This window comes from Streptomyces sp. NPDC047525 (assembly GCF_040643025.1).
Lineage (GTDB): Bacteria > Actinomycetota > Actinomycetes > Streptomycetales > Streptomycetaceae > Streptomyces > Streptomyces durmitorensis.
Genome location: NZ_JBEYTL010000016.1, coordinates 122,398 through 145,170 on the forward strand (window position 1 = coordinate 122,398; position 22,773 = coordinate 145,170).

General features: G+C 61.1%; 21 protein-coding genes and 4 tRNA genes. 2 read left to right on the plus strand and 23 right to left on the minus strand.

The features are described 5' to 3' along the window. Positions 1-57: 57 nt before the first annotated feature. From ABZ833_RS35095 to ABZ833_RS35200, 22 genes are all read right to left on the minus strand, one after another. The gene (locus tag ABZ833_RS35095) at positions 58-1,629 is read right to left on the minus strand and encodes a GDSL-type esterase/lipase family protein (protein WP_361055562.1); all 1,572 of its coding nucleotides are present in this window, start codon (positions 1,627-1,629) and stop codon (positions 58-60) included. A gap of 17 nt (positions 1,630-1,646) precedes the next feature. Further along, positions 1,647-2,705: a hypothetical protein gene (locus tag ABZ833_RS35100; RefSeq protein ID WP_361055565.1), complete on the minus strand. Its 1,059-nt coding sequence runs from the start codon at positions 2,703-2,705 to the stop codon at positions 1,647-1,649. Continuing rightward, complete coding sequence (locus tag ABZ833_RS35105; RefSeq protein ID WP_361055568.1) at positions 2,705-3,946, minus strand: siphovirus ReqiPepy6 Gp37-like family protein; 1,242 nt, start codon at positions 3,944-3,946, stop codon at positions 2,705-2,707. The genes ABZ833_RS35100 and ABZ833_RS35105 overlap by 1 nt, the downstream gene beginning before the upstream one ends. Positions 3,947-3,954: 8 nt before the next feature. Continuing rightward, positions 3,955-4,944, minus strand: a complete 990-nt coding sequence (locus tag ABZ833_RS35110) for a phage tail domain-containing protein (protein ID WP_361055571.1) — start codon at positions 4,942-4,944, stop codon at positions 3,955-3,957. Positions 4,945-4,953: 9 nt separating this feature from the next. Then, positions 4,954-9,474, minus strand: a complete 4,521-nt coding sequence (locus ABZ833_RS35115) for a transglycosylase SLT domain-containing protein (protein ID WP_361055574.1) — start codon at positions 9,472-9,474, stop codon at positions 4,954-4,956. A 9-nt stretch (positions 9,475-9,483) separates the two neighbouring features. Beyond that, entirely contained in the window at positions 9,484-9,846 is a 363-nt protein-coding gene (locus ABZ833_RS35120) for a hypothetical protein (protein WP_361055577.1), read from the minus strand. Positions 9,847-9,896: 50 nt separating this feature from the next. Further along, the gene (locus tag ABZ833_RS35125; protein WP_361055580.1) at positions 9,897-10,202 is read right to left on the minus strand and encodes a hypothetical protein; all 306 of its coding nucleotides are present in this window, start codon (positions 10,200-10,202) and stop codon (positions 9,897-9,899) included. A gap of 70 nt (positions 10,203-10,272) precedes the next feature. Beyond that, positions 10,273-10,881, minus strand: a complete 609-nt coding sequence (locus tag ABZ833_RS35130) for a hypothetical protein (RefSeq protein WP_361055583.1) — start codon at positions 10,879-10,881, stop codon at positions 10,273-10,275. A 59-nt stretch (positions 10,882-10,940) separates the two neighbouring features. Beyond that, positions 10,941-11,327 carry a hypothetical protein gene (locus tag ABZ833_RS35135; protein ID WP_361055586.1) on the minus strand — a complete coding sequence of 129 codons (387 nt, stop codon included), beginning with the start codon at positions 11,325-11,327 and terminating at the stop codon, positions 10,941-10,943. Next, positions 11,324-11,689 (minus strand): hypothetical protein, encoded by a 366-nt coding sequence (locus tag ABZ833_RS35140; RefSeq protein WP_361055589.1) that lies wholly within the window; start codon positions 11,687-11,689, stop codon positions 11,324-11,326. Before ABZ833_RS35140 ends, ABZ833_RS35135 begins: the two co-directional genes overlap by 4 nt. Next, positions 11,686-12,003, minus strand: a complete 318-nt coding sequence (locus tag ABZ833_RS35145; protein WP_361055592.1) for a hypothetical protein — start codon at positions 12,001-12,003, stop codon at positions 11,686-11,688. The genes ABZ833_RS35140 and ABZ833_RS35145 overlap by 4 nt, the downstream gene beginning before the upstream one ends. Then, on the minus strand, positions 11,996-12,589 hold the full coding sequence (locus tag ABZ833_RS35150; protein ID WP_361055595.1) for a phage gp6-like head-tail connector protein: 594 nt from the start codon (positions 12,587-12,589) through the stop codon (positions 11,996-11,998). Before ABZ833_RS35150 ends, ABZ833_RS35145 begins: the two co-directional genes overlap by 8 nt. A 27-nt stretch (positions 12,590-12,616) precedes the next feature. Further along, positions 12,617-13,708 (minus strand): hypothetical protein, encoded by a 1,092-nt coding sequence (locus ABZ833_RS35155; protein ID WP_361055598.1) that lies wholly within the window; start codon positions 13,706-13,708, stop codon positions 12,617-12,619. Between the two features lie 108 nt (positions 13,709-13,816). Next, the gene (locus ABZ833_RS35160) at positions 13,817-14,356 is read right to left on the minus strand and encodes a hypothetical protein (RefSeq protein WP_361055601.1); all 540 of its coding nucleotides are present in this window, start codon (positions 14,354-14,356) and stop codon (positions 13,817-13,819) included. Positions 14,357-14,394: 38 nt separating this feature from the next. Further along, a complete protein-coding gene (locus ABZ833_RS35165; RefSeq protein ID WP_361055603.1) occupies positions 14,395-15,819 on the minus strand; it encodes a phage portal protein in 1,425 nt (474 codons plus the stop codon). A 12-nt stretch (positions 15,820-15,831) separates the two neighbouring features. Next, entirely contained in the window at positions 15,832-17,394 is a 1,563-nt protein-coding gene (locus ABZ833_RS35170; RefSeq protein ID WP_361055606.1) for a hypothetical protein, read from the minus strand. Between the two features lie 14 nt (positions 17,395-17,408). Next, positions 17,409-17,771 carry a hypothetical protein gene (locus ABZ833_RS35175; RefSeq protein ID WP_361055609.1) on the minus strand — a complete coding sequence of 121 codons (363 nt, stop codon included), beginning with the start codon at positions 17,769-17,771 and terminating at the stop codon, positions 17,409-17,411. 283 nt (positions 17,772-18,054) lie between these two features. Next, positions 18,055-18,129 (minus strand) — tRNA-Pro (locus ABZ833_RS35180). 136 nt (positions 18,130-18,265) lie between these two features. Next, positions 18,266-18,337 (minus strand) — tRNA-Asn (locus ABZ833_RS35185). Between the two features lie 4 nt (positions 18,338-18,341). Continuing rightward, positions 18,342-18,412, minus strand: a tRNA-Glu gene (locus ABZ833_RS35190). 138 nt (positions 18,413-18,550) lie between these two features. Beyond that, positions 18,551-18,624, minus strand: a tRNA-Phe gene (locus ABZ833_RS35195). Then, positions 18,625-18,966, minus strand: a complete 342-nt coding sequence (locus ABZ833_RS35200; protein WP_361055612.1) for an HNH endonuclease signature motif containing protein — start codon at positions 18,964-18,966, stop codon at positions 18,625-18,627. Positions 18,967-19,440: 474 nt separating this feature from the next. On the opposite strand from ABZ833_RS35200, the gene ABZ833_RS35205 reads away from it, so the two are divergent. Further along, positions 19,441-19,971 (plus strand): hypothetical protein, encoded by a 531-nt coding sequence (locus ABZ833_RS35205; protein ID WP_361055615.1) that lies wholly within the window; start codon positions 19,441-19,443, stop codon positions 19,969-19,971. Here the strand turns inward: ABZ833_RS35205 and ABZ833_RS35210 are convergent. Beyond that, the gene (locus ABZ833_RS35210) at positions 19,961-20,944 is read right to left on the minus strand and encodes a hypothetical protein (protein WP_361055618.1); all 984 of its coding nucleotides are present in this window, start codon (positions 20,942-20,944) and stop codon (positions 19,961-19,963) included. The two genes, ABZ833_RS35205 and ABZ833_RS35210, sit on opposite strands and share 11 nt — an antisense overlap. Before the next feature lie 947 nt (positions 20,945-21,891). On the opposite strand from ABZ833_RS35210, the gene ABZ833_RS35215 reads away from it, so the two are divergent. Further along, positions 21,892-22,692, plus strand: a complete 801-nt coding sequence (locus ABZ833_RS35215; RefSeq protein WP_361055621.1) for a PD-(D/E)XK nuclease family protein — start codon at positions 21,892-21,894, stop codon at positions 22,690-22,692. Positions 22,693-22,773 lie beyond the last annotated feature (81 nt).

Sequence of the window (22,773 nt, forward strand, 5' to 3'; positions counted from 1 at the left end):
TGGGCAGCAAAAAAGGCAGCCACGGCGGTACGCGTGTGGCTGCCTTTCGGTTGCTGATCAGGCCATGAGTAGAGGTGTGACGATGCTCGCTACGTACTCGTATCCCTTGTCTGAGAGATGCACCGAGTCTGTTCCCGTCTGGCCTGGTATCGCAGAAGTACCCCAGTAGCCCGACGCATTCCAAAAGGGCCAGCTATTGCGCCCCAGTGCCCAGAGGTCGACGAATGCAGCGTCGTACGCCTCAGCGAGACCGCGCGCCCTTACGGCGTAATCCTGGTAAAGGAAGTTGGTCACGTCGTGATTGCCGAGATGGGGCAGCAAGAGCATGATCTCGGTCTTGCCCGAATTGCTGTCTCGGACGGCCTTGAGGTAGCGGGCAACGTTGGCGGCCCATGTATCGCCGGACGTTCCCGCCGCAGCATCATTCGGACCTGCGGTGTAAATCACGCAGTCCGCCGGGTAGTTGGAGCCGCCGTTCCATACAGCGTTGAGGGCCGACGCAGTGTGGTTGCCGTAGGTCGACGACAGGGCGCCAGCCTTCGCCAAGTTGTCGACGATCACGCCTGCGGTGTTCTCCCCCGAGACTCCACATACTGAGAGGTACTGCTCGCTACCGCTTGAAGTGCCGTTCCACGCGAGGGTGACGGTGTGCGTGCCGGCGCTCAGCCCGGTAACCGCGGTGGTCTGAATGGAGGCAACCGAGCCGCCTCCATTGGCTACGGCCACAGGTGCGGCACCGTCAATCGAGTACGTGTAGCCCGCTCGCGTGCTGGCCCCCGTCACTGTGTAGATGCGGACCGTGGTGCCAGAGACGGTGAAGGTCAGCGAGCTGCCTGAAGTCTGTGTGTAGATGAAGCACGTGCCAGGACCGAAGTTGTTGCCCCCCACAGTCCAGATGCCTGTGTGGCTGGCAACGCTCCTGTTGGCCGTCCAGGCGGCGAGAGCCGCCGTGTCCGAAGCGCCCTTGATATACGCGGCCGTCCTGGAGGCGGGGAACATGCCCGAGCCGCCATCTCCGTAGTGCGTCTGTAGGGCTTGGCGGACTCCGCCGACCCAGCCGCCTGAGTGGAGGTTGCTGGCGTAGTAGCCCTGAGAGGCGGAACCGCCGACAACCACGAGACGGGCTGTGCCGCCGCTGAGGGCCGCATCTCGCTTGGCCTTCCAGTACGAACCCCACCCTGTAGGTACGTACACCCCCGGCTGGTAAACGCAGAGTTGGGAGGCAGTGACCTTTCCCGACGCGTCGAGGGTGGCCAGTCCCAGTGGCTTGCCCATCCGCGCCTCGATGGCCGCTACAGCTCCCTCGTGCGTCCCGTGAGGGTCTGTGGCCATCAGGTGATCCCTGAGACGGTCACCGACCGTGGCGGAAACAAGAGCGACCCTGCCGCCTCCGAAGTCGACCCAGAGCCGCTCTCTGGAGTCCTCGGGCCCGTAGAAGGCTGGCACCATGCCTGTGTCATCGGCGGTCAGCGATGTGAGCGGGGCCCCGTCCTCAGTTGTCAGATCAGTGATCTGATTACTGCCTTCTCCCGGGCCGTCCCAGACTGTTCCTGTTGCTCCAGGGACGCGGGCACCCGAGGCGTCCTCTGCGGTGTCGGCCGCTGTACCGCCAAAGAGATTTCGAGCCATGCGGCCTCCTCTGTTCCTTAGTTATGTGCCTCGTAGGTGCCCGAGACATTGACGTATCCCCTTCGGGGAATGACCTTGAGGCCGTCAAGTCCGCCAGAGGCGCTCTTTGGGCTCGGGTAGTACAGGTAGAGGTTCGTAGTCCCTGAGCCGCTGCCCTTGTATATGGCCCCGGTGACATCGACGAAGTTCGGAATCGCCGATGAGTTCGTGCTGCTGTTGTTGTCAATGAAGCCTGCTACGACCTGCCCCGTCTTGTTGTTCGCTGGTACGGGGAGCGTCAGGCCGAGAATCCAGTAATCCCCAATAGGTGTGATGTCCTTGGAGGTGTCGTTCTCAATGCGTGCCGAGAAATGCACAGTGTTGGGCGCGATCCAGCGCCAACGCCCCGTGCGTGTGCCGCCCATGGGGGCGGTATTCAGCAGCAATGGCGAGTACGTACGCGACTTACCAAGGTCGCGCGCTACCAGAGTGCCGTCCTTGCCCTTGTAGAGTTCATTTTGAGAAGTGGTGTCACCGACAGCCGCCTCTACGGCAAATGAACCTTGGGGAAGGAACTTGAGGCCGCCCGTGGCTGTTCCCGTCCACGGGAAGGAGACAGAGGTTGGTGTGCGGCATGGAAATCTGTACTGAAAGGTGATCGAGGCGTTATTGCCCGCAACATCAACCTCATAGAGGACCATTTCCCATAGGCCGCCTGCCAGCCTGCGAGGCTGGGGTGGCACAGGAGTTGCGGCGGGCGTTCCCTGAACCACAGCGATGTTTGCAGCGCTCTTGGACATGTCGACCTGAATCACAACGATATCCCTGCGGTAGTACGCAGAGCTATTGGACGCAATGGGTACCGTCAGAGTGCTGGTCAGGTGGTAGTGAAACCCACCCACCAATGCCTTGCCGGGCTGGATCTCGATGGAACGGTTGACCACTCGGGCCTTGAATGCAGTGTCAGAGCTGGTCATTGAGTGGTCCACCTGATCTGGACCCCACATGGACGCCATTTGCTGCCACTGTGTCTGGCCGACGATCTTTGATCCGCCAGAGGCATTGTCCTCGCTGAACGGGTAGCTGGTTTCTGCCATTACATCCTCGCCTCTAGCCGCCGTAGCTTTTTCTGCATGTCGTACACGGTCTTATACAAATTCAGCGGTTCGCCAGATCCCTGTTGCCCCAGCTTGGGACTGACGTCTTGGGTGTTTCCCCCGTCGTCCACGCTGATTGCGACCTCGCGCACTACATCGCTGTACTCCGTGCCGTCGGCTGTAACCGTGACTATGTCGCCGACGAAATAGTCTCGGCCGAAGAGGCATTCGTCGGTATCAATGGGGTAGATCTGAAAGTTGCCGCTCTTAACGCCCTCTTCGAGAGCCGTCGTTGCTGCCTCCTGGACCGCGTCCTTCGCTGCCTCGAAATCCTCAGTGGTCATAGCTGCATCAGACTTCACGGGGAGGCCCGTAGCCTTATCGACCTTGAGTTGGATGTCCCGCCTGTCGACGAACACCTCAATCACGCGCCCCCACTCGGCTTCTGATGCCGCATCTACCTTCTGGTAGTAGTAGCGCTCCAGGCCTTCGCCGGCACACCCCACTATGGCTCTGGTGATCTTCGGGGCGTTCAGGGTCCATATGTACTCGCGAAGATTCCCGAGCTCGGGGCTGAGACGAATTTCCTTGGAGAGGTCCCGCGGCTTGAAGATGTCGAGGTCTATCTGTTGGGTTTCGGCGTTGTAGATGAACCGGTAGGCGACGGACCGGAACTTGGGCTTAGTCCACTCTTCGATCTTGCTGCCGATCACGTCAAAGCGAAGATTGTCCGACAACGGCCCGCCCAGCGTGGACGGCGGGATATTGAGGCCCGGAACCCTGCGGTCTGCAAGCGCAGAGGGACCGAGGGACCGGTTCAACTCCTCATACATGATTTGCCCTACAGGCTTGCCAGCCCGCCATGCCCGGAACGGCAGCGGGGACTTGTACTGCTGAGTGACAGGAAGGGAAGGGTCCGGGAATGCCAGCCTGCTGTAGGCGAATTGGTTATGGCACTTGCCCGCTATATAGAGCGATCCTGGCCCGGTGTGCTGGACCTTCGTCCAATACTTCTGATAGACGTCGACCTGCCCAGAGAGCAGAGGCTTCGGAACTCCGTCCTGCCAGATGGCAATTCCGCCTCCCTTCTCGATGAGCGCTGCCTGTGGCGTGTCGTCCTTCACCAGGATCTGCCAGGAACCCTCTTGGCCCAGACGGACGGTGAAGTCCAGCGAGATCCATTCATCGATCTCACCTATTCGCTTCAGGTTCTTGTCGAACACCTCTACGCGGTAGCCCAAGGATTCTCCTATACGAAGGATGCGTATCGCGGATAGAAGGACAGGACTACAGCCGCCATGCCCGAGCCCGTCACGACTGAGACTGTGGCCTTCGTGTCGCCCGGTGCCACTGACCAGAATTGCGGGTTGGTTTCTAGGCGGCCCCAGTAGTTGGCGCCTAGGTCGTCCTTCACGGTCTTTCGGCGAGGCCGTGTGTCAATGGTGAGAACACGGCCAGCAGGGACGAGGTCCGTGCCGTCAGCGGGAGCTGAGGCCTTGACCGTCTCCCCGTCTGGGCTGGTGAGAGCGAAGGATTTGATGGGCCCGTGAAGCTCCCACACGGGGTACGCGTCATCATCGCCGGGGTTGGAGATGGTGACGCCAGGACCGCCCATTACGCCGCTGGTTATGTGCAGTGGAAAGAAGCTAGCCGTCGTGCTCAGCAGAGGATCGCCCTCGCCGAAGTCCCACCGTGTCGACTCTGGGCGCGGGGGATAAAACCACGGGTCCATCGCAGTGAACTGGAGGCCATACTTGGCCCACGTGAAGCCCGCGGCTTCGCCTTCTGCCCCCTGCATTCCTTCTTTGTAGTAGGCGGATATCTGCCGAGTTACTCCGTTGCCCTCGGTGAACTTGAATACGCAGTAGCCCCGCTTTGGGTTGAGTGCGCGGTAGAACTTACGTTTCAGTTCGTTGACCGTCCGTCGGTCGATTCCGTAGAGATAGACCGGAATCATGAACTCGCGGGCTGTGGCACGAGCATTCCGGAATATGGAGCCGTCGAGATTTGGGGCCTCGTCGGACGACAGGTTGAAGGGTGGCATGTCAAGGCCCGTGGCGCCTGGCTGCATTAGGACGCCAGGCCATGAAGACCCAGTGAATCCGGTCAGGGAGATTTCCTCTCCCTGACCGTTTCCCCCGGCAATCGACACGTACGTCTGCCCCCAGGCAACCGCATTCGGAGGAGCGGGGACCTGTATGACTGGTGGTCTGACTTGCGCCTTGACCGGAATCGGCATTGAGCCCCCTTACAGGTTGGCGTACAGGGCTTCTGCCTGCTGGAGAGCCCGAATGACGGCCTGGGGCGTCGACTCGTGCTTTGCCTCGTGGATGTGTATCTCGTACTTTGTTCCGAGGAGGGATTCGGTGTCGGCGTTATCCAACACACGCTCACCGCCACCAAAGGCAACTAGCTCACGCCCCTTCTCGCCCACCATCGCAAGCCCGGGTGATGCGGAGAGAGTGCCGGATGCGTACCCCTTGGTTCCCTTAAGTGCCGACTGCCACCGGGACCCGTATCGGTTCTGCGCGTAGTTCAGACCCGCGTAGATGTTGGCAAGAGGGTTGACGGAAGTTCCATACAGCTTGGGCCCGGTGTTCTTGAACCTCCCCGCGTAGGCGGAGAAAGTCGGCCCGATAACCTGCATTAGCCCGACGGAAGGGTGCCCGGCAAGCCAGTTGCTATCCCATCTGTTGACGATGTTCGGGTTGCCGCCTGACTCAGTCTGAATACGGTTGACGACCGTGCCCAGTGCCGATGAAGGAAGACGGAGGAGGGACAAAGCCTGTGCGGCCACTGGTGCCCACCGCTGTGCTCCCGATCCCTTTCCGGGAGAGGCCATGTTGGCTCCGAAGTCGGGCGTCTTGGCGCTCACCTTTGCCCCGTCATCGAAGTCAAAGAGGCCTTCGGTGTTCGGCATGGCTTCCTTGGCATTGGCCATGAACCCGTTAAACACCCGACCCGCATACGCGCGGGGTGCATCCTTCACTTCCTTAACGGTCTCGACCATCCCGATCAGGTTGTTGTAGGAGCCGGATATCACCTCTCCGACAGACTTGAACGCGTCAGAGAATGTATCGATGGGGTTAGTCGCGGCATCCCATAGGGAACCGAGCGAGTCCGTCACTCCGCCGAAAAGGTCATCCCAAGCCCTAGACAAGGTCTCGCCGGAGAATACGTGACCGAGATACTTGTTTCCTCGGTCGACAATGTTTCCATTGCCCTTCCACACGTCATCCCAGAAGTAATCAGAGAGGACGGGGCTGAGGGAGCCTCCGAGGATGCCGGCGATCTGGCCCACGCCACTGGGGACCTTCTTGAGGAACGTGAATACGTCCTCGGTCATCCAGTCGTACATGCCTTTGAACTTCTGGGCGCCAGCAGAGCCGCCAATTCCGGCAGAGTGATCGCCTGTGCGGAGAATGCCGTCCTGGGTCTTTCCCCCAAGAGGGTCCGATGTTCCGTCGAGCTTCATCGTCTTCAACATGGCAGTGCCCACAGGGGCAATGTCCATGAGGCTGATCATTTCCTTGATCTGGTCGAGGTTGAACTTTCCGCCACCACCAGAACTACCGCGAGCATTGCGGCTGATCCTTCCTCGGATAGCGAGCGAGTTCCATGAGTTGATCGTGTCCGAGCCGAGAGCATGAGTGACCTCGGGACGGAGCACAGACTCACCAGGGGAGAGGACTGCTGGGATGCTGTCGACCCAGGGCGCATAGCCCGGCATGACCCCGTACATCGAGACGTCAGCCTGGGTCGCCACACCACCGCGGGCGTTCTTCTTGCCCTTGGAAGACCCACCTCCGCCGCCAGGAGACCGCTTCCCGATACGGCCCAGTGCATCGTCGAGACCGTCGCCCTCATCCTTGGCCTTGCCCAGAGCCTTCCGAAGGTCATCAACCCGCTTGGTGACATCCTTGAGGGAGCGGTTGTTCAGAAGCCCGACCCGGCCCGCGAGGCTGCCCGCGCCGGTGCCCTGACCCACCTTCTTGTAGGCGTCGTTGGCGGAGTTCGTGAGCTTCTTGAACTCCGCGATCACGTCCGTCAGTCGGCGTCGGTTGAGGTTGGCAGTTCGGCCGGAAGTAGACGAGGACCTTGCCCCGTCGCCTATCTGATCGGCTGCCTTCTTCGCGGCTGTCCGCAGGTCGTTGATTGACCCGGTGACGCCATTGACGTTCTTGCCGTTGAGGTTCCCTACGCGCGTGTTGGCGCTGGTGATCTGCTTTCCGGCGCCCTCGGCAGCCGCCTTGAGCTGGTTGACCTCAGCAGTGATCCCATTGAGGTTCTTGCCGTTCAGCGCGTCTACGTGGTTCTTGGCAACACCCAGCCGATTAGCCGCGTCCCGTGCCGACTTCTCAACCTTGTCGACCTCTTGGCGCAGCTGGCCAAGAGAGGCGTTGTTGGCCTGCTGTGCCTGCTGCTGAACCCGGTTGACTGCCTGGCCCGCCTGAGTGGCGGCACCCTGCACTGAGCCGTTGCCGTTGCCGGCGAGTGCGGCCGTGATCTGCCGCATGCTTTCCCTGTTGGTCTCGCGCAGCTCGTCGCGGAGATTGGTGGCCTCGTCCCGAGCCTCACGGATCTGATCCTCAAGGGCACGGATCTGCCGCTGTCCGTCCTGCTCACGGGAGTCACGCCCCATGAAGCCGTCGAGGAGCCGCCTGCCCGTCGTACGGCTGTCGCCGTTGCGGTTGGTCGTCTGCTGCTGCCTGTAGGCGTCACGGCCTGCCTGCCGGACCTCCCGACGAGAGGAGCCGTTGGTTCGGGCGTCGTTGCGAGCGTCCCGAGCTGCACGGCGCTGGCTGCGGATGTCCCGCTGTCCCTCGTAGGTACGGACACCAGCTCTTGTCACAGCAGCCAGAGGGCTGAAGGCGCGGCCGACGAGTCCGACAGCCTTACCGAGCACCTTGGAAAGCAAGCCAACTGCGAGGATCAGAGGACCCCACTGGATCAGGAAGTCCGCAATGGGCTTGGCGAGATCTGCAAGTCCGGACTCCTCAAGCCATGTGGCTGTGTCGTCCAGCATGGTGAGGAACCGCGAGCCAGCATCCAGGAAGGTCGACAGGAAGTCATCGACCTTCGGCGCCCACTTCTTGGCCATGCCCTGGACCTGGTCCAGGATTCCGCCGTCACCAGCGAGCTTGTTACCCAGGTCGGTGTACTTGTAGGTACCGTCCTGGCCCTCTTCAACAAAGAGGTTGCCCAGTTCGAAAGAGGCTCGCTCCTTCATCTGCTGAAGACGCCCGGTGATGGTCTGACTGGTCATCGAGGCCGCGAAGCCCTGGGAACCGTCGCCCTTCTTGGAGCCCTTGTACTTCTCGGGGTTCCAGTAGTTGAGCATCGAGTCAGCGATCTGCTTACCGGTAACACCGCCCCCGTCCTTGGCGGGAGTACCGATGATCTTCCACATCTCTGTGGAATTCTGGAACCCGAGGAGCTGGGCAAGCTCCGCAGCCGGCATACCGGAGGCCGCAGCGAGCTGCTTGACGTTCTTCGTCGGCGCCCGGTCCATGTCCATGATCATGTCCATCGCGTACATGGCGCGCTGGAACTGATGAGGGTTCAGGTTGCCCGCTCGGGCCATCGAGTCACCGATAGCCATGATGAGATCAGTGGTCTTCTCGGCAGCCTTGTTGGCTGCGCCACCGCGTGTACCAGCGTTCTTGCTGTACCAGTTCTTGTCAGCACCAGCCACCGACCGAATCATCTTCATCTGGTACTCGTGCATGACATCAATGGAGAACGGCGTATTGATGGCGTATTCCTGAATAGCCTTCATCTGCGCGGCAGATACCGACTTGGACACGCCCGCCGAGGAGAGGCCCAACTGACCGAGAAGACGCTTGTCCGCGTTCTCAACACCGACTGCCGTCAGAGCCGCTCCAGCCGTTGCCAGCGGTGCGAGGAAGCGAGTGGTCAGGATGTTGGACGCTTCATTGATCGACATGCCCACCTGGTCAAACCAAGTGCCCATCTTCTTGACGCTCTGGCCAGTCCTGGCGAAGTAGGACTGAGTGGTTCTGTTCGTGGTGTTGATGTTCCGGTTGATGTCCCGGATCTGGTCGCGGAGCTGGACCATGCGTCGCTGCTGATCAGCGATGCCGTCCTGGAGGGTGGCGCGCTGTGCGGCGGCCTGCTCCCGGAGTGCTGCCACCTGCTGACGAACTGCCTCACGCTGTGCCGCTATCTGCTGCCGCAGAGCCTCGCGCTGAGCCTGCACCTGGAGCCGGGCTTGCTTCTCTGCCTCACGGGTCTTCTGCTGCTCAAGGCGGTCGTGCTCCCGCTGGGTCTGAAGCTGGAGCTTCTGACGGCTCCTCTCCAGGCGCTCAGCGGTCGTCTGCCGTTGCTTGGCGGCGGCCTCCTCCTGGCGCACGGTTTCCTTGACCGCCTTGCGCGTCTCAGCGGAGGTCTCGGCCAAGAGCCGTTGCTTCTTCTCCTCGCCCTTGCGGTACTCGCGGAACCGCTTTGCGGCCTCTTCGCCGTACTCCTTGGTGATCTGCTTTTCGATCTTCTTTAGAGTCTTGGCGGTGTCGAGGGCTTCCTTCTCGACCGCTTCTTTGGCCCTCTTGGCTTGATTCTGGGTCTCCCTGGGCAGGCCAGCAAGCCCCTCCTTGACGGCCTTTGAAACTTCCTTGGAGGCCGCAGCACCGATCTTCGCCAGCTCGCTGTTGACCTTGGTGCGAAGCTCCCTCATGTCCTTCTGGAGAACCTTCGGGATGATCTCGATGTAGCCCGTGCCGACCTTGATTGGGCCGCGTCCTTCTGCCATGAGGCCCCCTTAGGCGCTATTCAGCCGCCCAAAGAAGCTCATGAGTTCCCCGGCATCGCTGAACCCTGGCTCTGGTGCTGGCTGCGGCTCCGGTTCACCGGGCCGCGGAATCGGTGGAGGAAGCTCAAGGTGCGTGACGTCCTCTTCTGGGACATTGGCCTTGAGGAAGAGATAGTTAGAGAGCTCAAGCGCGTCAGACACGCGAGCAAGGAGGTAGTCCGACTCAGCCCACTGGGCACGTTCGTCCATAGCCATGAGAAGCGAGGAACGGCCAGGCTTGTTCATGAGGGAGTCGACGAGAACACCGATACGTCGGAGAGACAGCCGCCCGTGCCACAGGTCCAGGAGGTCAACGCCGAAGAACTCAAGCAAATCTGCTTCAAGTTCGTCAGGGAACTCCTGAATGACGCGGACGACTGCTATCAGTTTCCCGAGTCGTCGTCCCGTCCCTGCGCCTCAGACATCTTGCGGGCAAGCTCACCGAAGTCCTCAATGTCCGGGCGGGTGGCGAGGTATGCGGCCCACTGGTCCTCACCCAAAATGAGCTGGGTGGCTTCCAGTTCGTCATCAGTCATCAGCACTTCAAGGGGGAAATTCCTTGGGTGCGGCAGCGTGAAGACGAGTCCACGATGCTTGAAGGTGGCAACCGTCTTCTTGGCCTCAGCCGCAACCGCAGCAACCTTCTTCGCGCCGTTCTTCTTCGCGGCAGGCTTCTTCTGAGCGGACATGGGTGACTCCTTGTGAGTGAGGTTCAAAGGGTGCCGGGGGCGTAACCCCGCCCCGGCTCGGGGGATTTACTCAGCCCGTGGAAGTCTTAGTGCCCGGGATGATGTCGTCGTTGGTCAGCACGTAGCCGAGGATGCCGGCGGAGTCGAGCGCCTCAATGGTCAGCTCGAACTTTCCGTTTTCAGTGCGGCTGAGCTGAATCGCTCCACGGTCCGAGATCATCGCTCGCGGGATGACACACCGGTTACGGATGGCGCCCTGGTTCCAGTCCACGACAAGAGAAATCTCCTTCAGGTCCGGAGTGGACGCCAGGTCGAGCCGGAAGACGCCCGTACCAACGGCAGGCGTTTCGGACGACATGATTTCAACCCACTGAGCGCCCCAGAACAGTTCCGTCGTAATTTCGTTGGTTTCCTGGAGCGTCGCCTTCACAGAGAAACTCGCGGAGGTGACATTGAAGAGCACCGCGGTTGCGGACTGCCAGGCATTTACGGGCTGGGTCTCCATGGCGGGGGTCAGCGTCACGCCGCCCTCATCCACATATCCCAGAGCCTTGTACCCAACTGGGGGCGCGACTCCGTCACCTAGATCGACAGGGGGCTTGACGGTGTCACCAACAAGCATGGCCACGTACAGCGAGCCATTTGGAGCAAACCGAATCTTGTTTGGATCATTGGCCATGTGGCCTCCTGAGGGCATAAAAAAAGCCCCCAAGTAAGGGGGCTGGAAAGGGTGGACTGTCAGGCGGCGGTATAGAAGATGGCCACCTGTCCGCAATAGACGTGCTCACGCGAGGAGTCGTCAGGGTCGTACTTCGGAGACTCAACCTCGTCCACGTCCAGGACCAAGGCGCCGCCAACGGCGGTGTCAGGAAGCTCCTCTAGTAGCTTTTCGCGTACGAGAAGCGCGAGGTCGATTGCTTCCTTGCGGTCCATTGAGTACGCGGCGTACTCAATGTCAATCCGGTCCATGCTGTCCCGCACCACACGGAAGCCGCCCATGTGTTCCAGGTAGACCGCAGTCTCACCCGTAACGTGGTTGGTGAGGTCACCTAGCACCGCGCCATCAGGAATCTCCGAGAGAGATTCGAGATAGGTGATCAGGAACTCTATTGGGTCAATCCTCATCGCACCCTCATTTTCAGAAGGGCGCCCTTGAGGTACCTACGTCCCTTGACTCTTCTTCCTCGGGGGCTGGTGAAGCCCCGTTCTTGCAGCATCGCGTGACGGACCTTGGGATCGTCCTCGATGACGACGTTGCCGAACCAGCCGTGATGATCGAGCCGTAGGTAGGCTTCCAGGTTCCTTTTGATGGCGTTCCAGGGCAGCGCGCCATGGCCGCGTCGCGGGGCGTCGGTAATGGCTCTGTGCAGGAGTTCGCCTGTGCGCTTGGCAACCAGCTCCTTCACACCAGGCGAGGACAGCGCCTCACGCTCCCAGCCTGGCCGAAGTACCAGCTTGGTACGGGCAGTCTTCTTGGGCTCGGTCATCGCAGAGCCCTCCAGGCGGAAAGCCTGACGTGCCGACGAGAGGTGTAGGCCCAACGTTCGGGCTCTCCGTCGACGTCGTACATGAAGCCGCCGAGCTTCACCCTGTCGCCCGAGGTGATGACCGCCTCGAAGGGCAGGAACACGGAGAGCCGTTCCTGAGACTGGTCTCTCTCGGGGGAGTAGGACTCATACGCCCTATCGGGCTGCACAGAGGCGACCCCAACCCAGACCCTCACGGCCTGGTCCCAGTCCGGGCGGCTGGTGTACGCGCTCTTGAGCTTGGGAGCCCGCCAGACCTCAACGGGGTCAGTCATTGAGAACAACGGGCCCCCTCAGGTCGAGGCCAGGCCCTTGCCTGCGCAGAGTCAGGGAACCAAGACGACTGCGCCTGTACGGCGCCAGGCTGGTACGTGCTGCCTGAGAGAGCGTCTGCGCCGAGCTGGGCGAGGAGAACTCAATCTCGACCTCCCCAACCCGCTCCTTGCCGACTCCGGGGGAAAGGGCAAGCCAGCGGATGACCTCGGAGCAGGCAATGGCTTTGAGCGAGGCAGGGACGGCCTCATAGCCCCAGGAGGCCGTGAGCGTCACCGCGGCTTCGCCCCACCCGTATTCGCGCGTCAGCTCACGACCGTTGAACGTCCAGCCAGTGACCTCCTGGCCGTTCTGCAGGGCGCCGGCAACGGTGAGGAACGTGCGGAAGCGCGGCGGAACGGAGAGAGTGCAGCCCCCCTCTGGGTAGAGGGTGATGGGCTGGGATGCTCGCCGGTCCATGTCTCGGCCGCAGTGGTCCTCAATGAAGCCTGTTACGTCGGCAAGGAAGGCAGAGATGCGGGGTTGCTCATCCGCTTGGACGGGCCGCCCGAGGCGGGCAGCCACGTCCTCAGCAGTTGCTAGCGGCATGTGTTCTCCCTAAGTGGTTAAGGGAGATCAGCCGCCAGCAGGAGCGGTCTCCGTGACGGAAATCTTCAGGCCCCTGACAAACTTCTCGCCAACCGGGGTGCCCCGGACCGAGTAATCCGGGTCCTCCCTGACCGTGGCCAGGCCGTACATGGTGTCGAGGCCGACCGTGTCAGCCTTCTTGCCATAGTCGTAGTCGACCAGCATTCGGGTTGCGATGCCGTTGATATTCTGGACCGAGCCGGTGACCGCGCCCATCGGAATTGCAGGGCAGGCAGAGGCAAGGAGCATTGCCGACTTGTGGAAGACGTACATCTCCAGGCCGAAAGAGTTGTGCGGGACGATGTCGAAGGTGTAGATGCGTCCGATAGTCGCCCGGCGAAGGGCATTGGTGTCCCCGGAGTAGTCGACGGCGACAAATTCCGGGTCCTTGAGAAGGATCGCCTCGACCTCTGGGCCACAAATGAGGTAGCGCTCAGAGGCGGGTACGCCCGCAATGCCCAGGGCCATGCGCGCATCCACAAGCGCCGTACGAATCCCAAGAGCGCGCCGCGAAAGGTTGGCGGCGGTGCCGTCGGCTGTCGGAATGGACACGGTGATATCGCCACCGATAGCCGCCTTCTGAGCGGCTGTCAGGGAACTGCGGTTGATGTTCGCCTTGATAAAGCTAGCGGTTGTGTCATCGAAATACTCGGCGAAACCCCTTGTGAGCTTGCTGAGAACCTGAGAGCCGAACTGGCGCAAATCGAAGGCGATCTGCTCCATGCTCAGCGTGGTGCCGTTCTGAGCGAGAGTGGTCAGCTGCACAGGGAAACGGGACTCATTGATGAAGCCATCGGGCGCCCGCCGATCCGCAGTCGGAAGCGGACGGTCCGAAGCCGCCGCAAAAACGTTCTTATCGCCGGTGATCGGGTTCTTAATCGGGGTCGAGATACCCGACTCCTGAACCGGAATACCCCGGGATTCACGGTTGACGTTGATTACGTCACCGATTCCGCCAGTGAAATTCAGCTCCGAGTACCGGGCCGGGATTCCGCCAAGGGTGAGCTGACGATCAAGAAGCCCAAGCGCAGCAATAGTGACCTGCTTGGGATCAAGGTTAAAGTGATGCTGGGTCGGCATTCAGCCTCCAAGAGGGCATGAAAAAAGCCCCCCGAGGGGGCTTGTTCGCGTGCCGATATGAGGCTGCTAAAGCCCCTCCGCAGAGGGCTGAGCGATTGAAGGAGGGGTTTAGAGGAACGTTCCGCCTGCGATGAAGTCAGCAAGCTCTGTGGGGTCGTTGCTGCTGAAGTTCGTGGGGTTGCCCCGGTTGTGCCCGGCCCCGGCAAGGTGCGGGAAGTCTGAGCCGGAATTCTTTGAGGGCAGGGAATCGATGAACGCCTTGACCGCATCCGGACTGGGGCGCTTGTCGTCGCCCGCGAAGCGCGTCAGGTCGAGGTACGAGAGGTCAGGGAGGTCAGCACCCGCCTTGACGGCTTGGAGCTGAAGTTCCGCAGTGACCAGCTCGGTTGAGATCTCTCCTAGAGCGGACGTCCGGCCCTCGGTTCGAGCGCTCTCAAGAGCGGCTTCCTGCGCCGCCTGGAGCTGCTGAAGCTCCGTACGGGTGGAGTTGAAATTGCCTTCGTTCTGCCGAGAGAGCGCCTTCCAGCGGTCTCGGTCAGCGGTGACCTCTTCCAAGGTCGGGGAGGCAGGAGGTGTAACAGGGGGAGTCACCGGGGGATTGCCCTCGGGCTTCTGTGCGTCGTCGCCGGCACCAGCGTTCTGAGTCATGTGTGTTCCATTTCGGATGGACTAGCCATTTCGGCCGGTCAGGTCTTCGCCTCATGGATCTTCCGGTTCGCGTTACCGGCGTTGCCCTGTGGGGGCTTAGAGGCAGTTGAGGGCTGCGGTTCGGGCTGGGGCATGAGCTTCTGAATCTCGGCCTGAGCCTTGGCGTCCTGCTTCCGCATTTCGCGGAAGTCGGATATCTGAGCTGAGGTGAACCCTGCCTCGAACCACAAGAACTCAAGAGGAACATCGAGCTGCTTCAACTTCAGCAACGCGTCGATGTGCTGGGCCTCAGTTCGATACTCCGGATCGCGCCAACGCGTCTCCATCTCGAAGGCGTCACGGCGTTTGTCGTTCTTTACCGCGAAGCAAAGTCTGATGACTCTCTCCCACGCTTCACCGAAATGAAGCATGCGCTCACGGACCTTGGCGACTAGTCCAGCCTCTGCCGAAATGATCGCCTCGCCGGAAGGCGTGTTGGAGGAGTTGACCAGGAAATAATGACTGGGTACGCGAGAAACGGTGGCGAGATGCTGCACGAGCATATCGACCAAAGTCACGTAGTTCTTGAGGTCGGCGGGCTGGAATACACCGAACTTGGCGTTAGGGTCCTCAGCCTGCAATAGCTTGTCGAGACCGACGTTGAACGGAGCCCGCGGATTCCCGTTCTCGTCCTCTTGGATCTCGATACCGGTGACCCATCGCTGAGGATAGGCAGCCATCTCGGATGCGGTGAGAGCATCCATCGTGATTTTGTTGATCGCGTCCTGAATTGGAACAGCATTGACGAGATCCGATATGGGGTCCATGCCGAGCCGAGAGCGGTTCTCGAACGGCACGACAGGCACGCGCCCCAGGGGGTTGGTCTGCCGTACGCCTTGGTCCCACTCGGTCGTGCCGTAGGCAACTTCGTAGACGTACTCCTCAGTCCAGAGCGTGACCTGTTGCCGGCCCCAGGGGTCCATCTCGAACCGAGCTGCCGCCTCCAGCTCCCAGAGAGAGCCGGGCTTGTAGCTGACAGCCATGCGACTGCCAGGGACAGGCGTGATGGTGGGCTCACCCTTGGCGTCGGCCCACACGACGACGAACGCCCTACCGGTGATCAGCGCCTCAAGGTGCACAGAGGTCGAGTAGGCGTCCATACACGAGCGCTGCCAGAAGGCCCGAGCGTCCTTGCCATCGTCCTCGCCAGGGATGCGGAAGCTGTCGATGTGGAGGCGCTCGTTCGTAGCGTCGATGATCGTGCCGCAGAAGTTGTCTCGCCACTGCTCAAATACAGAAGCGAACGCGGCCTTATACCGCATCTGCGAGAACGCCAACTTCTGTTGCTCTCCCTCGTAATAGGCGCTGTACGCCTGCGAGGGATGCATTGGGCCCGGTACCTTTCCGTACAGGTACATGAGCCACTGCTCAGGAGTTTCCGGCTTCCCGATAAAAGCGGTATGGCTGCCTGGCGGAACGATCATAAGCGGGCCCCCTTAGAAGCCCACTACGCGGCTCCTGCGAATCTTGAGACGTCCATCAGCGATGGCATCGGCGCGTGCCTCCAAGGCGAGTACGGCGCATACGGCTAGGTCGATCTTGCGCTTAGAGCGCGGAGAGTCCTTCTGAATAAGAAGCCCTTGAGGGACTTCCCGAGTCACGGAATTAAGTACGTGGCGAGTAAGCCGGGGGTCTCCGTCGTGCTTGAGGTCGTTGACCATCGCGGCAGTGCGGAACCGTTCCACGGCTTGAGTCATTCTGGTTGGTTTATTGGTCCAGAACTCAAAGACGTAATCCTCACCGTGCTCAATGGCCCAACGGCCGATGTTCTCTTGCCAGTACGGCGGATCGGCGTACAGCCACTCAACCCGGTACTCCTTGAAGGCGCGAGCAACCGCAGCCTCAACGGAAAGAACATCGACTTCCCAGTCATCATGCGCGTTCTCTGGGCGCTCCCAGACGCCGAGGACAAAGAGCTTGGCGTCACGAAGGCGGACGCCGACAAGGCCCGTTGCGTCTCCCCGGATCGAGCCGTCAAAGCCAATTGCTATCTGATCGCCGGGCATGATCGGGTCGTCTTCTTCAGAGCAGGCGTCCCACTCGGACTTACTCATCCAGCCGTCAGAGGACTCAGCGATTTGGTTGAAAAAGAAGCGGAAATACGTGCTGTCAGGAGTAGTGCGGTCGTAGAGGATCGTCCGCGTCAGGCCGTCGATGTCAGCCCAAGTCGCGTCCCCGTAAGCCGCCGTGAGGGCTGCTCGCACGGCTGCGGCATCTCGGATGTCTTCGAGTGCAATAGGGCCCTCTAGGCAGTCGTACAGCCAATAGCCCCGCGAGACCATCTCACTCTCGTGGATGATCTGAGCAACTGAATCCTCATTGGGGTTGTAAGCATTCGTCGTGGAAACCCACCGAGCGCCCATAAGGGTGCTCTTTTCGACATTTCGCTTCAAGGTCTGGAAGAATTCTGGGCCCCCATTCGAGCCCACCCAATGGTGGCATTCGTCCATCAGGCAAAACGATGGCCGGTTGCCTTCATTTGTGCGGCCCGCAGTGGCCTTTGGCTTGATGCTTCCGGGCTTTCCAGACTTGAACTGAACGACCATCTTTCCGATGTCCAGCCCGTATACCGCTTCGGCTGGGGACTCGGAAAGCATGCCTCGGATCATGTCCATTGTCTGTTCCGTCTGATCAAGCGCAGTGGCGCCGACTTGAACGACGGGCAGCGGGACGGACTTTCCTACGGGCAAGCCGAAGGCGTCGAAATGACTGAACCGGCAGGGGCCCAAGAACTCAGTGATCGCGAGGGCGGCGAGGAGCGGTGTCTTGCCCCACCCCTTTGCCCGCCGCAGCGTTGCCGCGCTGTATTTCCATGTGCCATCCGGTTTTATGGCGTAGAACCACAACACAAAGCGCAGTTGCTCGGGAGTGAACTGCCAGGGCTCGCCTGCCCTGTCGCCGTCTGGCTGGACAATGAACTTCTGAGCCCATCGAATGATCTGGTAGCCCAGCGTCTCGGTGGGCTTTGGGACCCCTGCGGGCAAATTGCCTGTCTGCAAGGGTCACCACCTATCTAGGAGCCGCCGTTCAGCAGCTTGTAAAGCTCCTCATCCATGTCCATCTCTTCAGGCGCTTCAGGAGTGGCCGCGGGCTCGTCCTCACCGGGCTTCTGAAAGGTCATTCGGAGTCGTGCGCGGTCCTCGACCGTGGCGCCCCACTTAGCAACCCTCTGCCGGATTTCTCCGGCCAACTTGAGGTCACCGAGAAACAAGCCGTCGACCAACTTCGTCGTTAGCTCCAGTTCGGCCCAGTCGGTCTCAGTCCATGCAGCTGTCTGGGGAGCAGTGCTCCAAGTGCGCCAAAACCTCTTGGCACCTGGGGTGTTGATGCCTAGCCCCTTGGGCAGCTCGCGACCCTTCTGGGTGTCAGCCGGCAACGTCTGTGCGTTGGGGTGAGCGTTCCGACGCTGGGCGTTCTCCTTGGGTGCAGGCCCTCGTGTCATGGGAGCCGCACCCCCGAGAGGTCGAGGTCCGCCAGGTCCGCCAGGTCCTCAATCTCGAAGAGGGCGTGTTGGCGCCAACTGCGCTTTCGCTGTGCCCTAGAGGGCTGGTCAGAGGCCCTCAGTCGAGGGCCGTCGGGCTCGTCCTGGCCCTCGTGCATTGGTGCATCACTCCTGGTGCGGTAGCAATAAAGAAGGCCCCTCTCTGGGGGCCTGGTGGTGGTCCAGTTGGCGGGACTCGAACCCGCGCGTACTCGGTCCCAAACCGAGTGCTCTGCCGCTGAGCTACAACTAGGGGACGGGGTACCGGACTTGAACCGGCCCGCCGCCGTTTCCCTCGGGTGACTAGCCCTAGGTACTCGGGCAGGGCTCTCCGTGAGCTTTCCCCTGGCCCTATCGTTGCGCCGGTCAGGGCGCTATTTTCGGGTCTGCTGGCACGGCTGGACTCGAACCAGCAACCTGAGGATTAACAGTCCCCTGCTCTGCCATTGAGCTACGTGTCATTGAGGCGCGTTACGGGATTCGAACCCGTGTCACCTCCGGAAAGGAGGCGTCCTGAGCCTCTAGACGAAACGCGCTAGCCCTCCGTCCCCTGATCAGGGGGAGTTTTGGGCTAAGGGGAGCTACCCCACGGTGAATCGGTTTTCACAACGTAGATCCGAAAACTACGGACGGAGATAGTTTTGAGTAGGAGTAGTACCGTCAATCACTCCTAGTCGGCCCTGGTGGACTTGAACCACCGCGCCCGGGATTTCACTCCGGTGCTCTCCCGTGACTGAGCTAAGGGCCGTTACTGTTTCCGCCGCTCCTTGGCGGTCTTCTCTCTGTGGCACTGACGGCAGAGTGTCTGAGCATTTCCCAGGGTCCAGGTACCGCCTTGGGCGACAGGGATTACGTGGTCGACCTCCAGCCCTTCACGCCCTCCGCAGCGGACACAGGTGAAGCCGTCTCGGGCCAGAGCCCGCGGGCGTACGTGGCGGTCCCAGATGCGTCGGGCAGCGTCGCGGAACTGGTTCCTTGCGCTGGTACGTACCCAGGCACGTTCAGGCGGCGCGTGGTCAACGCAGCGGCCAGAGCGGATTGTTCGCTTGGGGCAACCACCTACGAGGCAGATGCTCGCTGCTCTGGGCATGAACAACACCTCTATTCGCTCGTCAGTTCGAATCCCCCGTCAAGGCTTGACCACTCGTTAGGGCGGGATGGGTTGGTAGTGGCCCCGGCGGCTTCTAGTCTGGCGCCGGGGCCACCTTCCCCGCCTGGCTCTCTACCTGGGCCGTGGCCAGCAGGGAGACTCAACAGAGGGGGACGTAGGGTGCTGGAGAAGCCGTAAGCGGACTGGCTCCGCCCTAATTAGTAAGGGCGGATGCGTTACTTACGGTAGTAGTTGAGCTACTTGTAAACCGTCTCGGTTTTCCTGAACTCTCACTAGGTATGTACGTGTCCTGTTGGTCCGGTTCGGACAAACTTCACTCATGGTGTGACGTGGATCACAGCAACGTTGGAATGCCCTGGTGGACGACAGTGGGCCGATAGGGTACGTACACTCTGCGCGCCTAGCTGGTGGAGGGTTGCTGTCTAGTGATGCCAAGCCGATAAGGGATAACGAATGACCAATCATCGCGGGAGACCTTCAATCCTCCCTAGTGATAAAGAGCTGCTGAAGCTCGAAGCTGCGGGGTTGACCCATCAGCAAATCGGCGATGAGTATGGCGTTTCCCGGCAGGCCGTCACTAAGCGTTTCAATACAATGGGGCTGTTTGTTCAAGCGATCCGACGTGATGTGTCGGTGGTCCTGCCTTGGGATCTTTCCCAGGTCCCCAATAGGTCAAAGCTCAAGGATTCGGTTACATACATTGGGCTCAGAGCCTACGTGCGTGATCAACTTGGTGCCGAAGTTTCCCCCAGGGCCGAGCGCGCGCTGAAGACGTTCGTCAACCACGTGCAAGCCGGTGAAATCCTGGAACTGGATAGCACCGAGGGTCTTCGTTGGGCCACCTATGCGCCAGAGCAGGACGGAGACCTTATTCTCCGCTGGCCAGAAAGCGCAAAGAAGGACAAGCGGGTAAACCTCTTTCGGAGATCGGAACTGTGCACCGAGGCGGCGGAACCCGCGCCTGAGTCGAACGCTACGGAGTGAGCTTTCTTTCGTCCGAACTAGCCCACCAAGCTCCCAAAGCAAACTGGCTGCTGGTGCCCGTCTGTTCGTAGAGGTTGGAAATCTCCGAGTTGATCGTTGCGACGCTGAGACCCATGCCAGACGCCATCTGCTTGATGGTCTCGCCGCGCGAGAAGCGGCGCAAAATTTCACGCGTCCGCGTATTGGTGATGGTGCCACCGTCTACGGACCGAGCACGGTCCCCCATCCACGGGGCTGCCATCTCCCACTGAGTCTCAAAGACTTGAGTGACGAAGGCCAAGATGCCGGGGTGCGTGATCAGCCAACCCGTGTCACGTGGCGCCGGCACCGTGCGGTAGTCGGAGACGACCGCGAGCAGCTCGTCAATGATGATGCACCGTATGAAGCTCCCGGCAATGGTCCGCACTTCAGCCCCGTGCTCGCTGACTGTCTTCGCGTAGTCGCGCTCAGGCCCGCGGGCCCTGGCGCTGTCCGGGTAGATGGTCTTGAGGCCAACGCCGCGCTCAAGGCGCGGCAAGTCGATGCTCAGGGAGACCTTGAGCGACTCCGCAGGGCGGGTTATTGGGTGCGCTGTCCGGATGAGAGACGTTGCCCCTGCTAGAGCGGACTGCAAGGCGGCTTGCGCCTCCCCGAAGTCCGCTGCGTACTGGATTCCTGAGACCTTCTCCTTCTCCAGGCGTGCCATGCCTTCGAAGAAGTGGTCAGCCGTCGTCTGCTCGTGCAGCAGGTCAGAGATCCGCGCTCTCTGCTCCGCGTGAACGCGTCGCTGGAGTCGTTGGAGGTCCACGGCCGCGTAGCGGCGGTTCCACGGCTCGTACACGACGATGCCGAGTTCGATCAGCTCATCCGCTCCAGGTTCGTCGCCCGTCAGAGGGTGCCCGTGGAACGCCCTACGCGTAAGCGCCAGAGCGTTGTAGGACAGGTGCCAATCCTTGTGCGCGCCTGAAGATCCCGTTTCATTCACTTTTGCCACCCCAACATCTCTCTATCAAACACATGCGCACCCCTGATCGTTTGCCTCTGGGGTATGCCGCATGTCTTGATCTGTACCACGGAGCCGGATCACCGACTCACAGACGGTGACGAACTGAATCGCACACCCGTACGAGCGTAGGGGTACAGTCGAAACGCGTCAGCCCGGTGGGCTGGCAGCCCTCGGGGGTGGGGACGCTCGCGGTGGAGTGCTGGGTTCCGATCCCCTCACGGGGTGTCAGATTGAGGACTGAAAAAAGGGGTTGATGATGATGGACCGCAAGCGCACGATCCGGAAGTGGCTGGGAAGGGCCGTGAGTGCTGCGGCCTTCGGGGCGCTCGCGCTGGGCCTGCTGGGGAGCTTGCCCGACGAAGCCCGTGATCCGAACTGGGGGGCTGGAGTCACCACGGGAGCAGTGGTTATCGAGGCGCCGCAGCCGGGCAGCGATGGGCCCGGCGACTTGGCTGCGCCTATGGATACGTCCTGGGGCTGAGCAGTACTAGCGGGCCCTTGTCCCGCTTGAGGGGTTGATACATGGCGGACTGGGTGTAAGGCCCATCCGATTCGGTGCCTGGGGGGCAGCGTGAGCAGGGGCGGGGTTGTTGGGGGCGTTGCCGCGACACAGCGGCAGTCGAGGGAGGGCTTTCGGGTAGCTCTGGCCAGGGCCAGGGTTCTGTGTCGCGCCGAGACGTACATGTCCGATGGGCTGCGCATTCTCCGTGTAGCGACTGACAGCGCAGGGGCGTACTACCTCGTGACGGAATCAGACGCCATGTTTGACGAGGACTTTGCGGCCCTACGGAGGCTCGACCTCGACCTGATGGGGCCCTGGAGAAAACGAGTTGTCGAGACGGATTCCTACAGTCACCCTCACCGGTGGTTCCCACTGAGCAGCATGTTCAGAGTGCACGTTGTGCACCCGGGATTCACCTACCCCGAGGAGGACTATGGACCCGGACCGCTTCGCGACCGTGGCGACTATGACCCGTTCCGTAAGTCAGGTCGAGCAGTACAAGAAATGCCCCGCACAGTTCAAGCTACAGCGCATTGAGCGCGTAGCGCCCCGCCCCGCTGCCTGGTCTCATCAGGGCACCGCGTTTCACGCTGCGATTGAGACCTACGAAGAAGGTGGACGGAGACTCACCGCAGATCAGACAGCGGATCTGTTCCACGACGACTACGCGAGACTCACCAACATGAGCCTGGCGAAGGAGTCGAACCTAGACCGCTGGATGACTGCCGGCCCCGATGGCCAGTCGGACATCGAGGCCCGGTACGTCCTGGGCATGGAGCAGACCCGCGCCTACGTGCGGTGGGCCGAGCACCACCAGCCCTCCATCTGGCGGGACGAGGCAACGGGCAAGGCTGGCATCGAAAGGCACTTGACCGCTGACCTCGGGGGGGTTCAGGTTCAGGGGTACGTGGACCAGCTCCTTGGCGAGCCGGACGGCTCGGTCAGAGTGCGGGATCTCAAGACGGGAAGCACCAAATCAAAGTTCCAGCTCCAGACCTACGGCGTTCTCGCGCGGAAGGTTTTGGGGGTGGAGGTGAACTCTGCTGACTGGTACATGGCTAAGACGGGCGGTCTCTCCCGCCCCGTCGACCTCGCAGAGGTGACGGAGGAGGACGTTGCTGCCGAGTTCATTGCTGTGGACCAGAGCATCAAGGCAGGGGACTTCCCCGCGAAGCCAGGATTCCTCTGTAGGTTCTGCGATGTTGCCTATGCCTGCTCTTCCCGGCGCGGATGAAAATGAGCATTGATCCGTGAGTCACCCTGGCATATGCTGCCGCTAGCAGAACGCGCCCCCGGTGGGGCTTTTTTTACCGTC

Bases quoted from the DNA above. Each gene is read 5' to 3' on its own strand.
- ABZ833_RS35115 (WP_361055574.1), bottom strand. From the start codon at position 9,474: ATGGCAGAAGGACGCGGCCCAATCAAGGTCGGCACGGGCTACATCGAG.
- ABZ833_RS35110 (WP_361055571.1), bottom strand. From the start codon at position 4,944: ATGCCGATTCCGGTCAAGGCGCAAGTCAGACCACCAGTCATACAGGTC.
- ABZ833_RS35200 (WP_361055612.1), bottom strand. From the start codon at position 18,966: ATGCCCAGAGCAGCGAGCATCTGCCTCGTAGGTGGTTGCCCCAAGCGA.
- ABZ833_RS35135 (WP_361055586.1), bottom strand. From the start codon at position 11,327: ATGAGGATTGACCCAATAGAGTTCCTGATCACCTATCTCGAATCTCTC.
- ABZ833_RS35095 (WP_361055562.1), bottom strand. From the start codon at position 1,629: ATGGCTCGAAATCTCTTTGGCGGTACAGCGGCCGACACCGCAGAGGAC.
- ABZ833_RS35100 (WP_361055565.1), bottom strand. From the start codon at position 2,705: ATGGCAGAAACCAGCTACCCGTTCAGCGAGGACAATGCCTCTGGCGGA.
- ABZ833_RS35130 (WP_361055583.1), bottom strand. From the start codon at position 10,881: ATGGCCAATGATCCAAACAAGATTCGGTTTGCTCCAAATGGCTCGCTG.
- ABZ833_RS35205 (WP_361055615.1), top strand. From the start codon at position 19,441: ATGACCAATCATCGCGGGAGACCTTCAATCCTCCCTAGTGATAAAGAG.
- ABZ833_RS35125 (WP_361055580.1), bottom strand. From the start codon at position 10,202: ATGTCCGCTCAGAAGAAGCCTGCCGCGAAGAAGAACGGCGCGAAGAAG.
- ABZ833_RS35160 (WP_361055601.1), bottom strand. From the start codon at position 14,356: ATGACTCAGAACGCTGGTGCCGGCGACGACGCACAGAAGCCCGAGGGC.
- ABZ833_RS35145 (WP_361055592.1), bottom strand. From the start codon at position 12,003: ATGACTGACCCCGTTGAGGTCTGGCGGGCTCCCAAGCTCAAGAGCGCG.
- ABZ833_RS35140 (WP_361055589.1), bottom strand. From the start codon at position 11,689: ATGACCGAGCCCAAGAAGACTGCCCGTACCAAGCTGGTACTTCGGCCA.
- ABZ833_RS35155 (WP_361055598.1), bottom strand. From the start codon at position 13,708: ATGCCGACCCAGCATCACTTTAACCTTGATCCCAAGCAGGTCACTATT.
- ABZ833_RS35150 (WP_361055595.1), bottom strand. From the start codon at position 12,589: ATGCCGCTAGCAACTGCTGAGGACGTGGCTGCCCGCCTCGGGCGGCCC.
- ABZ833_RS35165 (WP_361055603.1), bottom strand. From the start codon at position 15,819: ATGATCGTTCCGCCAGGCAGCCATACCGCTTTTATCGGGAAGCCGGAA.
- ABZ833_RS35215 (WP_361055621.1), top strand. From the start codon at position 21,892: ATGGACCCGGACCGCTTCGCGACCGTGGCGACTATGACCCGTTCCGTA.